10 protein-coding genes are annotated in these 12,132 nt (G+C 69.6%); 2 read left to right on the forward strand and 8 right to left on the reverse strand.

Annotated elements, in window-relative coordinates; genetic code table 11:
* Positions 1-222: 222 nt before the first annotated feature.
* Entirely contained in the window at positions 223-1,326 is a 1,104-nt protein-coding gene (locus tag ACH4F2_RS23890) for a hypothetical protein (RefSeq protein ID WP_398134759.1), read from the forward strand.
* Positions 1,327-1,330: 4 nt separating this feature from the next.
* On the opposite strand, the gene ACH4F2_RS23895 is transcribed toward ACH4F2_RS23890, so the two are convergent.
* Positions 1,331-2,785 carry a hypothetical protein gene (locus ACH4F2_RS23895; RefSeq protein ID WP_398134760.1) on the reverse strand — a complete coding sequence of 485 codons (1,455 nt, stop codon included), beginning with the start codon at positions 2,783-2,785 and terminating at the stop codon, positions 1,331-1,333.
* A 135-nt stretch (positions 2,786-2,920) separates the two neighbouring features.
* Between ACH4F2_RS23895 and ACH4F2_RS23900 the strand changes: the two genes are divergently transcribed.
* On the forward strand, positions 2,921-4,543 hold the full coding sequence (locus tag ACH4F2_RS23900) for a cytochrome bc complex cytochrome b subunit (RefSeq protein ID WP_398134761.1): 1,623 nt from the start codon (positions 2,921-2,923) through the stop codon (positions 4,541-4,543).
* On the opposite strand, the gene ACH4F2_RS23905 is transcribed toward ACH4F2_RS23900, so the two are convergent.
* The 7 genes from ACH4F2_RS23905 to ACH4F2_RS23935 form a co-directional block, all read right to left on the reverse strand.
* Positions 4,462-4,929: a cytochrome c oxidase subunit 4 gene (locus ACH4F2_RS23905; protein WP_398134762.1), complete on the reverse strand. Its 468-nt coding sequence runs from the start codon at positions 4,927-4,929 to the stop codon at positions 4,462-4,464. The two genes, ACH4F2_RS23900 and ACH4F2_RS23905, sit on opposite strands and share 82 nt — an antisense overlap.
* Entirely contained in the window at positions 4,926-6,662 is a 1,737-nt protein-coding gene (gene ctaD, locus ACH4F2_RS23910; RefSeq protein WP_398134837.1) for a cytochrome c oxidase subunit I, read from the reverse strand. Before ctaD ends, ACH4F2_RS23905 begins: the two co-directional genes overlap by 4 nt.
* 144 nt (positions 6,663-6,806) lie before the next feature.
* A complete protein-coding gene (locus tag ACH4F2_RS23915) occupies positions 6,807-9,605 on the reverse strand; it encodes a hypothetical protein (protein ID WP_398134763.1) in 2,799 nt (932 codons plus the stop codon).
* A gap of 96 nt (positions 9,606-9,701) precedes the next feature.
* On the reverse strand, positions 9,702-9,965 hold the full coding sequence (locus tag ACH4F2_RS23920; RefSeq protein WP_398134764.1) for a hypothetical protein: 264 nt from the start codon (positions 9,963-9,965) through the stop codon (positions 9,702-9,704).
* A 394-nt stretch (positions 9,966-10,359) separates the two neighbouring features.
* Positions 10,360-10,707 carry an ATP-binding protein gene (locus tag ACH4F2_RS23925; RefSeq protein WP_398134765.1) on the reverse strand — a complete coding sequence of 116 codons (348 nt, stop codon included), beginning with the start codon at positions 10,705-10,707 and terminating at the stop codon, positions 10,360-10,362.
* A gap of 32 nt (positions 10,708-10,739) precedes the next feature.
* The gene (locus ACH4F2_RS23930) at positions 10,740-10,949 is read right to left on the reverse strand and encodes a hypothetical protein (RefSeq protein WP_398134766.1); all 210 of its coding nucleotides are present in this window, start codon (positions 10,947-10,949) and stop codon (positions 10,740-10,742) included.
* Positions 10,950-11,046: 97 nt separating this feature from the next.
* Positions 11,047-12,060 (reverse strand): TerC family protein, encoded by a 1,014-nt coding sequence (locus tag ACH4F2_RS23935; RefSeq protein ID WP_398134767.1) that lies wholly within the window; start codon positions 12,058-12,060, stop codon positions 11,047-11,049.
* Positions 12,061-12,132: the final 72 nt, after the last annotated feature.

A 12,132-nucleotide genomic window follows, 5' to 3' on the forward strand; every position in this document is an offset into this window, starting at 1 on the left:
CCGGCCCGGACCACGGATCCTCCACCGCCCCCTCCTGATCCGCCGACTGATCCGGCGCCACCCACCACGACGCCTCCCTCCCCACCACCGGACTCCCCACCGACCGATCCGGAAGGGCCCTCGACCTCTCCCCCCACCACGTCGGACGGGACGCCCGACACCTCCCCGGCGGATCCCGGTGAAACGGACGGGCAGACGCCCGACCCCCCGCCGGAGCAGACGGTGGAAGTCGACGAGGCGACGACGGCCCTGAAGGAGGAGAAGGAACGAGTCCCGGAAGAACTCCGGTCGGCCGTGGAGAAACTGATCGCCATCATCGGCACGGTCGAGAATCCGGAAACGATGCCGCAGGACAGGCAGGGAGTCGTCGAGAGCGCGGAGCATCTGTCCACCGCGCTGGCCGCCATCAATGACCCGAGTACGCCTCCCGAGCTGCGGAAAGAGCTGAGCGTGATCGTGAAGCAGGTGACTTCGGCGCTCGAGGTGGTCAATGACGCGCGGGTCCCGTCCGAACAGCGGTCCGCACTCATCCTGGTGGTCAAACGCACCACATCCACTTTGGAGATGATCTGCGATCCGAAGACGCCGCAGGGCGTACGGGACCGGATGGTCAGCATCGTGAAGGACACGACCTACGCTGCGGACACGTCACAGGCCGGACCGTCGGACGCAAGCCGGAACGCATCTGAAAGCACGGGCCGGCAGCAGGCCGTTCCGAACACCCTGGTGCCGGTGAGTTCCTCCGCGGACATAATGCAGGATGGGAGGACACCGGCGAAGGAGCGAGAAGAGCTCGCGGAGATCACACAGCAGGTCAGTAGCCTGCTCAAGAAGATCAGCGACCCCGGGACCTCTCAGGAGGAGCGCTCAAAGGCCACGAAGGAACTGGACGAGAAGACCTCTCGGATGAAGGACCAGCAGGAGGAGTCCGCCTCCGCCCAGGAGCGCCCCGAGGAGTCGCTCGGAAAGGCCGCCGCGTTCTGCACCAGCGCCATATTCGAGTCCACCCCCGAGTCCGACCTCATGCGGGGGCTGGAGAAGCTGGTTCCTCCGCCGTGGGAGGACGAAGGGGTCAAGGACTTCTGGAAGGCGAAGGAGAAGAGCGACGACATGGTCGACGTCCTCGCCCAGTTGCGGAACAACGAACACACCCAGGGCCCCTTCGAGGTCGCCCCGCTCATCACGGAACTCGCCGAGCTCGTGCCGTACGACAGACTGTTCGGTAGTACGGGAGGCGCCGCCCTGTCCTGCAAGCAGGCTGCCACGTACCTCGACAAGGAGTTCGGGGTCAGAGTGGACACCTGGCTCACCAGGACCGGCGAGTGATGGGTCAGACGCCGGCAGATGCCAGCAGTTCGGCCACCGGTACCTCCGCATCAGCCCGGGCCCGCGCCGCTCCGTATCTCTCCAGCTCCCTCCTCTCTTCCTCGTAGTCACCCACTCCGGAGTAATTGAAGGCGAAGGACGAGATCGAGGAGATGAACAGGCCGTCCGGAGACCAGACAGCAGTCACGTGACGCGGCTTGCGTGTCACATTGATGAGATTGTTGTTGTGCCGCACCCTTCCTCGGTACACGAGCTGCCCTCCGCAGACCACTGGTTCGCAGTAGTAGCGCGGGGTACGTTCGTTCCACGAAGGGTGTGGGGTACTGAACTCCCCCACGTCGAGCCTCCCTCGGTCCTTTCTCATGTACGAGACCCGCAGATCGACACTCACGGTGTCATATCCGACGTCCCTGGGAATCTGGAACACACGCTTCAGGGCGTACTCCTGTCCGACGTCGAGCGAATCACCGGAGTGGCGGAATCTTCCACTGCTTATTGTGGTGTATTCGAGTCGGTCGACGTACAACTCGGCCTCCCCCTCGCCCGACCCCTGTTTCCCGACACTCTCCCTCCACTCCGTCAGCAGGTCCTCCTCTCCTCCAGAATATTCGGCGATCCTGCCGCGGACGGTGTAGATGTCGTTGATGATGTACACCGGGATTCCTCCGGTGTTCTTCATGTAAAGCGTCAGCGGGACGTGCACGAAGGGAAGCCTGTTGTCCTCCCATGCCTTTCCGAATTCCGCTTTGAGAGTGAAGTGCATGGGGGCGGCCGCAGGCTGGTACATGGTGGAATAGGCAAGACTCACAGCCGTCAGGAGTGCCGTGGCGACGACCCCGGCCGCAAATGTCTTGGGTTGTGGCAGTCCCTTCCACGATTTTTGACGCACAAGAAGACACAGCGCCCATATGGACCAGCAGAAGGCGGGCAGATAGACCAGCAGGTAGCGCGTGTACTCCTTCTCCTCGAACCAGAGGAGAAGGAGGAGGCCGTCGGTGGCGAGCACAATGATCACCCCCAGCAGGACAATCGCCCCGGAGGCCTTGACATGCCGCCTCCCCCAGTAATCCACTGCCGCGATTGCCGCAACTCCCAGCACCACGCCCGAGAGGACGAACAACACTCCGGTGATCCGTTGCGCGAAAGTGAGTGCCCCCGAGGCGTCCGGCCATCCGATGACCACGTTGAAAATCATCGAGGCGAGCAGTCCGGCCACCATGAGTGCCATGACCGAGCGCCTTCTCCAGGCGCGGTCGGGCCACGTTCCGCTGCCGCCCCCGCGCCAGCATATGGATGCCGGATCATCCAGATCCATGCGTTCCGGGTAACCGTGACGGCCCAGTGTTCTGCGCAGCTCGGACGATGACCAGGCAGTGCCGACCGTCTCGCCGCCGATGGTGATACGGCGAAGACCACGGCTGTCCGGCGTCTCCACGACGACCCATGGACGGATGCTCATGCCCTCAGACTCGAACCTGACCCGGCATGGTGCACGCGGAACCACCCCAATGGGTTTCGGGGATGGTCCGGCCACGGACCCGTAAGCGGGCCGCACCGCAGTTTCCGAAACGGGCAGCGGGGAACCCATGCCGCCGTGCTGGCGAAGAGGAGAAGGGCCCGCGCGGGTGTGCGGGCCCGCCGCTGGGCGGAACGCACCGTGGACCGGGCCGACGGGCGGCTCCCCGTCTGTGAGGGCGGGGGGCTGCTGCGCAAGGCCTTCCCCGAGCACTGGTCGTTCCTCCTGGGCGAGATCGCCCTCTACAGCTTCGTCGTGCTGCTGCTGACCGGCGTCTGGCTGACGCTGTTCTTCGAGCCCTCGATGACGGAGGTCGTCTACGACGGGTCGTACGAGCCGTTGCTCGGGCTGAACATGTCGGAGGCGTACCGCTCGACGGTGGACATCAGTTTCGACGTGCGTGGCGGACTGCTGATGCGCCAACTGCACCACTGGGCGGCCCTCGTGTTCCTGTCCGCCATCGGAGTGCATCTGCTGCGGGTCTTCTTCACCGGGGCGTTCCGCCGGCCGCGTGAGGTGAACTGGCTGATCGGCGTGACCCTCTTCCTGCTGGCGCTCGTCGAGGGCTTCGCCGGCTACTCGCTCCCCGACGACCTGCTGTCCGGGACGGGGCTGCGCATCGCACAGGGCATCATGCTGTCCATCCCGGTGGTGGGGACGTACATCAGCATGTTCGCCTTCGGCGGCGAGTATCCGGGCGAGGACATCGTCCCGCGGCTGTACTCGCTGCACATCCTGCTCGTCCCCGGGCTGCTGCTGGCCCTGTTGACGCTCCATCTGGTCCTGGTCTTCTACCTCAAGCACACTCAGTGGGCGGGGCCCGGCCGCACCAACCGCAACGCGGTCGGCAAGCCGATGTTCCCGCAGTTCGCGGCCGGCTCGGCCGGCCTGTTCCTCATGGTCTTCGGCGTCCTGACGGTGCTCGCGGCGGTGGCGCAGATCAACCCGATCTGGGCCTACGGCCCCTACCGGCCCGACGTCGTCTCCTTCGGCTCGCAGCCGGACTGGTACGTCGGCTTCCTGGAGGGATCGCTGCGGCTGATGCCGCCGTTCGAGACGGCGGTGGCGGGCCACACCGTCATGTGGAACGTCCTGCTGCCGGCGGTCGTGCTGCCGGGAGCCCTGTTCGCGGTGCTGTACGCGTACCCGTTCTTCGAGCGCTGGGTGACGGGCGACCACGAGGAACACCACCTGTGCGACCGGCCCCGGGACAGGCCGGTGCGGACCGGGCTGGGCGTCGCCGCGATCTGCTTCTACGCGGTTCTCCTCCTGGCGGGCGGCAACGACATCATCGCCCATGTCCTCGACGTCTCGGTCAACCTGCTGACCTGGGTGTTCCGGGTCTCCCTCGTACTGCTCCCGCCGGTCGCGTCCATGGTGACCAAGCGGGTCTGCCTGGCGCTGCAGGAGCGGGAGCGCGAGCGGCTGGACGAGGGGGCGGAGACGGGGCAGCTGCGGCAGACGCTCGCGGGGGGCTACGTCGAGAGTCATGCGCCCCTCGACGCCCGGGAGCGGTACGTGCTGCGGTCGCGGCGGGAGCCTCAGCCGCTGGCGCCGACGGCACCCGGGGATGAGGCGCCGCACGTGGGGCGGCTGCGGGCGACGCTCAGCGGGTGGTACTACGGCGACCGGGTCGACGTGGAGGAGGCGGGACCCGAGGAGCCGGAGCCGGATTCCTCCCCGGGTGAGCTGAAGCGCTGAGCGTCCCGGCCTGCGTACTGGAAGACGAGGCCGAACACGGCGAGGGCGAGCACGCCGAAGCCGATCAGGGCGAGCCACAGGCCGTAGACGATGCCGAGTCCGAGGACGACGGCGCCCAGGGCGGCGGTGATCGGCCAGGGGCTGTGCGGCGGGAAGAAGCCGAGCGGACCGGCGGTGTCCAGGACCTCGGCGTCGCCGCGGTCCTGGGCCCGCGGGCCGCGCTTGCGGTACTGCACGCGCAGGAAGAACGCGACGAGCGAGGCCATCAGGAAGGCGACGGTCAGTGCGGCGGTGCCGGCCGGTTCGTGGGAGAACCAGCCGTAGCCGGCGGCGGTGACGGCGAAGAAGGCCGCCACGCCGGTGAACAGACGGGCTTCGGTCCTCAACGCTCCTGCTTCCTCTGCTCGTGCCGCTGGTCGCGTCGGCTGATGTCGGGATGGTGCAGGTCGAACGCCGGGGACTCGGAGCGGACCCGGGGCAGCGACGTGAAGTTGTGCCGCGGGGGCGGGCAGGAGGTGGCCCATTCGAGGGAGCGCCCGTAGCCCCACGGGTCGTCGTGCTCCACCCTCGCGCCGTACCGGCGGGTGCGCCACACGTTGTAGAGGAACGGCAGCGTGGACAGGCCGAGCAGGAAGGCACCGATGGAGCTGATGGTGTTCAGCGCGGTGAATCCGTCCGCGGCCAGGTAGTCGGCGTAGCGGCGCGGCATGCCCTGCTCGCCGAGCCAGTGCTGGACGAGGAAGCTGGTCTGGAAACCGACGAAGAGCGTCCAGAAGTGGATCTTGCCGAGGCGTTCGTCCAGCAGCTTGCCGGTGAACTTCGGCCACCAGAAGTAGAAGCCGGCGAACATCGCGAAGACGACCGTGCCGAACAGCACGTAGTGCAGATGGGCGACGATGAAGTACGAGTCCGTCAGATGGAAGTCCAGGGGCGGGGAGGCGATGAGGACACCGCTCATGCCGCCGAGCAGGAACGTCATCAGGAAGCCGAACGACCACAGCATGGGTGTCTCGAAGGACAGCGAGCCGTGCGTCATCGTGCCGATCCAGTTGAAGAACTTCACTCCCGTCGGCACCGCGATGAGGAACGACATCAGGGAGAAGAACGGCAACAGCACCGCGCCGGTGGCGAACATGTGGTGGGCCCACACCACGGCGGACAGCATCGTGATGGCGATGGTGGCGCCGACCAGGCTGACGTAGCCGAAGATCGGCTTGCGGCTGAACACCGGGATGATCTCGGAGACGATGCCGAAGAACGGCAGGGCGACGATGTACACCTCAGGATGTCCGAAGAACCAGAACAGGTGCTGCCACAGCAGCGCCCCGCCGTTCGCCGCGTCGAAGATGTGCGCGCCGAACTTCCGGTCTGCCTCCAGCGCGAGCAGCGCGGCGGTGAGCACGGGGAAGGCGGGCAGCACCAGGATCGACGTGAACAGCACGTTCCAGGTGAAGATCGGCATCCGGAACATGGTCATGCCGGGGGCGCGCAGGCACAGGATGGTGGTGATGAAGTTGACCGCGCCGAGCGTGGTGGACACCCCGGTCACGACCAGGCCCATGGTCCACAGGTCACCACCCGCCCCCGGGCTGAACACGGCGCTGTTCAGCGGCGCATAGGCGAACCAGCCGAACGCGGCCGCTCCCTGGGGTGTCAGGAACCCGGCCACCACCATCAGGCCGCCGAACAGGTACAGCCAGTACGAGAGCGCGTTGAGCCGGGGGAACGCCACGTCCGGGGCGCCGATCTGCAACGGCATGACCGCGTTGGCGAACCCGGCGAACAGCGGGGTCGCGAACAGCAGCATCATGATCGTGCCGTGGACGGTGAAGAGCTGGTTGTACTGGTGCGTGGTGAACAGCTGGAGGCCGGGGCGGGCCAGTTCACCACGCATCAGCAGGGCGAGGGCACCGCCGAAGAGGAAGAACCCGAAGGACGTCGTCATGTAGAGGTTGCCGATCACCTTGTGATCGGTCGTGGTCGCCCACCGGGCCAGCGCCCGGCCGAGCGTGCGGTTGGTCCGCTGCCGCGCCGGTGCCCGGCGCGGCGGCTCCGTCCTCTCGTCCACCGCCATGCGGCGGAGGGTACCCACGCGCTGTGGGCTCGGGCATACGGCCACGCCGGGCCGGTGCCAGGCGTTCGGCCCCTCATCCACCTGGCGGGTACCCCCGCCGCCCACCGGTGGTGAGGCAGGGGGCGAACGTGCACGCGGGCCCGGCCGGGCGGCGCCGGGTCCGGACCCGCGTGCGCGGTGAGGTGCGGGCTACGGCGCGTCGAGCACGGTGCCGGTCAGCACCGGGCCCTGCGGCTCGCCCTCCGCGTCCCAACTCTGCAAGCCGATGTACTCCGCGGGCTCCGTGACCTCGTCGCCGATCGTGGGCACCGTCACCTCGGCGTCCGTCTCACCGGGCGCGACCGGGGCCCACAGCGAGAAGTACTCCAGCCGGGACAGCGGAACCTCTCCGTCGGGGACGTCCCAGGCGTTCCTCAGCAGCCAGTCGCGGTCGACGTCCTTGGTGGACAGTTCGGGACGGGCGTCGTCCGGCACCGCCGTCAGCGTCGGGCCCAGATCCACGTCGGCGGGCTCGGACAGCGAGACCCGCCAGCGCAGCGGCTGCCCCTCGGTCACCGTGCCGGCGACCGGCGTCACGCTGATCTCGGGCATCGGGTCGTCGTTCTCGACCGTGACGCCGCCGGCGTACGAGCCGACGACCGAGCCCCGTACGGCCTTCACCAGCACGTCGTGGGAGGTGTCCCAGGCGTACCGCTCGTTGCCCTCCACCCGCACGGTCACGTCGATGCCGGGGCTGCCGGGGCGGACGGTGATCAGGCGGTCCTCGGCGGATCCGGTGACCGGGTCCACGACGTACATCCTGACCGTGCCGCCGCCCTGGCCGAAGACGCGCACCGGTATCTGGTAGGTACGCACGCCCGAGTCGCCCTCCTCCACCTTCGTCCGGCCGACGTCGACACGGGTCAGCGGGGCCGGCCGCACCTGGGGCGTGCCCGGCTGCCACGCGTAGGCGTCCATCAGCCATGCCTGGCCCGAGCGGGAACGCGGCGTCAGTTCCAGTGTGGTGATGCGGCGCAGGTCGACTCCGGTGCGGCCGGCGGTGGCGAGTGGTACGCGCAGTTCCTGCGCCCAGTAGGAGGCGGTGCGTGCGCTGCCGGGCAGTCCGTCGGCGCGGACCTGGCCGAGGGTGGCACGCCTGCCTTCGGTGTCGGTGACGGAGACGTCGAGCCGGGTGCCGGTGCTGCCCGGCGGCACGATGACGCGCAGGGCCAGGCTCTTCGCGCCCTTCAGGGAGACGGGGGCGCCGGGCCGGACACGGGTAGCGGTGCCCGGTGCGGACCAGTCCAGGGCGACCGCGCCGCGGCCGGTCTCGCGTTCCGGATGCCAGTACGCGAAGTGCGGTGAGGAACCGCGCGCGTCCTCGCCGAGGCAGGCGGCGCCCGGGTCGGGGTCGATCGCGGAGCACAGGCGTCCGCCGGTCACCTCCACCCCGCCGTCCGGCAGGAATCCGGCACCGCGGCCGGCACCCACCGCGTGCGTCAGCACCCGCGCGGGGTCGGCCGAGGGGGCGCGGCGGCCGGTGCCGTCGATCAGCTCGCGCACCCGGTCGTCACCGGCGACGAACAGCCGTGCGGCGGCGGCGACGTAGGTCGCGCCGGCCCGGTGCTGCTGCTCGGCGGTGAGCCGGGTGGGGCTGCCCACGGAACAGACCGGGTCGCGGTCCTCGGGGTCGTCCCAGAAGTCGTCGCTCGCGGGCGCCTCGGCCCGGCCGGGCGTCCACTCGCTGTTGAAGTAGTTGTGGTTGGCGCCGGTGATGTGGACCGCGCTGTGCAGCGCCCGGCCCCGGCTCACACCGCGGGTGCCGTCGACGTAGAGCTGCCCCTGGAGGTCGGAGACGTCGCCGTCGCAGCCCGGCAGGATCGTCAGTGACGGCACGTCCGGTACCGGGTTCTGGCCGAACGCGGTGGGGCCGATGAGTACGGTGCCGCGGATGTTCCAGCGGGCGCGTGCCGGGTGGCCGTCCTGGCTCGCGGGCGGCGGGTAGAGGCTGTCCATGGCGGCCCGGTCGACGCCTTCGCCGCCGCGTGAATGGCCGACGAGCAGGACGCGGGACAGGTCGGCCCTCGGACCCTGGCGTACGGCCGTCGGGGCGGTGGCGGGCCCGGCGGCCCAGTCCGCCCAGCGGGCCAGGTGCGAGCGGACCAGCGACGAGCGGGCCTGTGCGCCGCCGTCCTCGACGTCGCCGTCCTGGCCGTTGATGCCGTTGGCGGAGATCGAGACGGTCACATAGCCCTGGGAGGCCAGCAGCTCCTGGTCCCGGAGGTAGCCGCGGTGGCTGGGGATGGGCCGGGCGTCGTCCGCGCAGGGCCAGTCGATCGTGACGGCTTCCTCGCCCTGGCCGGGGACGTAGCAGGTGGCGTGGCGGCCGTGCAGGAAGAGCGCGAGGGGGCGCTTGCCGGTCGCTCCCTTCGGCGCGACGACCAGGCCGCGCATCTCCACCGGGGCGGGGAGGCCCGGCAGTCGGACGGGGTCGAGCGTGTACTCGCCGGTGGTCGTGGCGAACCGGCCGGGAGTGCCCGGGTCGACGGTGCCGGCGGGGAGCTGGGGCGGGAGTTTCGCCGGGGGCGAGTCGGTGGAGCGACGCTCGCGGGCGGCGGCACCGGGTTCCTCGTCCAGCCGGCGGCCGGCGGCGAGGACTTGGAGGTCCGTCAGCCCGTTCAGGGCGGCCGTTTCCGTGCCGTCCAGGGGTAAGCGGAAGGTGCGGCCGTCCTTGTCCGGTTCCGGTACGCCGAGCAGGCGGCCGTCGGTTCGGAACTCCACCCGGGCGTCGCCGGGCGGGACGGCCCGCGGGGAGTGCCACTCCAGGGCTCTTGCCTCACCGCTGCCGGTGATCCGCCAGCCGGGCGGCAGGTCCGCGGTGCCGTTCGGTGCGGCCTGGACGGAAGCGGCACCGGGCGGTTGCGGCCGGGCCTGAGCCGCGGCGGGCGCCACTCCCACCACCGTCAGCACCGCTATGGCGGCGGCCCATGTCTTTCGAGCACGTATCAAGAATCCGCTCCTCAATACCTCGGGTCGGGGCTCCGCCCGTGCGGACGCCCCTCGTTGGAGGAGGGGAAGAAGATCCTTCGGGTTGCCTGTGGGGCGTCAGCCGCCGGTTCCGCCGGAGCCGCCCGCCCCGTCGGCCTCGCGGGCCTCACCGGTCGGGCAGTCGTGGCTGGAACGGCCCGCCGGCCGGCCGCCGGGCTGCTCCACGGTCACCTGCGCGCTTCCCAGCGCCGGGTCCTGGCGCAGACGGGCGACGGCGACCGTGCAGGCCAACTGGTCGACGGCCGTGTCGCCGAGGCCTCCGACGGTCCGCGGCAGCTGGACGACGACCGCTGCTGCGTCGGTCCGGACGGTGGGCGCCACGGCGGACGGCGGCAGTTCGGTCGTCAGCCTTCCCTGCGCTCCTGGTCGTCCGGCCCCTTGAACAGCATGGGTACGGTGCTGCCGAGGTCGGTCGTGCCGGACAGCTGGCGGGCAACCGCCACCAGGGTCCCGTCCCTGACGAAGGAGGGGCACCGTCGTGACGGGCACGGCCGCGGACTCGGCGCCTCGGACGGGGTGGGGGTCCTGCCCGGTTCCAGGACGCCGGTCGCAGGTTCCCCCGCCTCGACCACGCCGGTCGCGGGGATTCCGCACGCGGAGGAGAGCAAGAGCAGCGCCGCCGCGAGCAGAAGGGAAAGCCCGCGTCGGACACTGCCGCCGACCGGTCCCATGCCCGAGCCCGCCGTGGTCGCCGGTGGCGGCGTCGGCGGGTGGTTCAGGGTTGTTCCTCCTTCGCCGCGTGCGCCGCCCCGTCCTCCACCCCGTCCGGTCGCAGTGGGAGGACGACCGTGAAGACGGCGCCGCCGTGCGGATGGTTGGCCGCCCGGAGGGTGCCGCCGTGCAGGCGCGCGTTCTCCGTCGTGATGGCCGGCCCGAGGCCGCTGCCCTCGCTGCGGGCCCGGGCACTGTCCGTGCAGAAACGGTCGAAGACGTGCGGCAGGACGCTGTCCGGGATGCCCTCCCCGCCGTCACTGACCGCGCCCGACGGCCGGCGCATCACCGGCCCGCCCTCGGCCAGGAGCAGGTCCGTCCGCCTGTGCGAAACCGCGGTGGTGGCCGACACGTGCCGCACCGGAACGGGATCACCGGCGTCGGTCAGGTGTGGGCGTCGCAGTCCGGGTTGTGGCAGGTGCCCGGGTGCCAGACCGGGACGTAGATCCCGAGGGTCTTGTGCCGCTTGATCTCCGCGGGCACATGGTGGCCGCAGGACGGGCAGACGTGCCCGCGCTGCGTTTCGGACTGCCGCGCTGCCGTCCGGCGCGTCGCGGTCTGCGTCGTTTCGGTCTGCTGCGGGTGACTGCTCATGATTCTCACGTCCACGCCGTGAAGAGCCTTCGAATAGCCTTTGCCCCTACTTTACGTTCATATGTTCGGCGGGGACAATCGGCGCCGCGTCGGCCTTTCACCGGGAGTCCTGCCGCCTTCCTCGGGGTGGCGTCAGGGACTCCTCCTCGGGGCCGCCTCCCGCATTTCCGTCCGCCGCGTCGGGAGGGCGCCGCAGGCTCAGGACCACCGACGCCGCCAGCACCACGACGATGACCGCCAGGCTCACCGCGGACGGGATCTCCGGCACGGACGGGCTGACGATCTCGTGCATCGCCTGGAGGATGAGCTTGACGCCGATGAACCCGAGGATGATCGCCAGGCCCTTGCTCAGGTAGTGGAAGCGGTCCAGCAGTCCGGAGAGCATGAAGTACAGGGCCCGCAGGCCGAGGATGGCGAAGGCGTTGCTGGTGTAGACGATGAAGGCGTCGTCGCTGACGGCGAGCACGGCCGGCACGCTGTCCACGGCGAAGATGAGGTCCGCCGCTTCGATGGCGGCGACGACGGCGAGCAGCGGCGTCGCCACATGCTTGCCCGCCTCCTTCACGAAGAACTTCGGGCCCGCGTAGGTGTCACGCACCGGGATGACCTTGCGCAGGAGCCGGACGGCGAAGCTCCGGCCCGGGTCGAAGCTCTCCTCCTCTCCCTTCAGGATCTTGTAGACGCTGTAGAAGAGGACGGCCGCGAAGACGAACAGGACAGCGGTGAACCGGCTGACCACGGCCACGCCTGCGGCGAGGAAGATGCCCCGGAACACCAGGGCGCCGATGACGCCGAAGAAGAGAACCCGATGCTGGTAGGCGCGGGGCACCTTGAAGTAGGCGAAGATCAGGGCGAAGACGAAGAGGTTGTCGACCGAGAGGCTCTTCTCCAGCAGCCACGCGGTGGTGTACTCCGTGCCCGCCGCCGGGCCGAGGACGAGGAAGACGACCGCGCCGAAGACAAGGGCGAGCCCCACCCACAGCCCGCTCCAGGCCGCCGCTTCCTTGAACCCGATGACATGGGCACTGCGGTGGGCCACTAGGTCGACGACGAGCGACACGACCACGATCGCGACGAAGGTCATCCAAAGCCAGTACGGCACATCGAACATGCGGGCCTCGCAATGATCCGCAGGCGAACACCCCTGTATTCGAGTGTGCCCCACCCGACGGCGACCGGGGCT

The organism is Streptomyces sp. NPDC017890, from assembly GCF_044328675.1.
GTDB lineage: Bacteria > Actinomycetota > Actinomycetes > Streptomycetales > Streptomycetaceae > Streptomyces.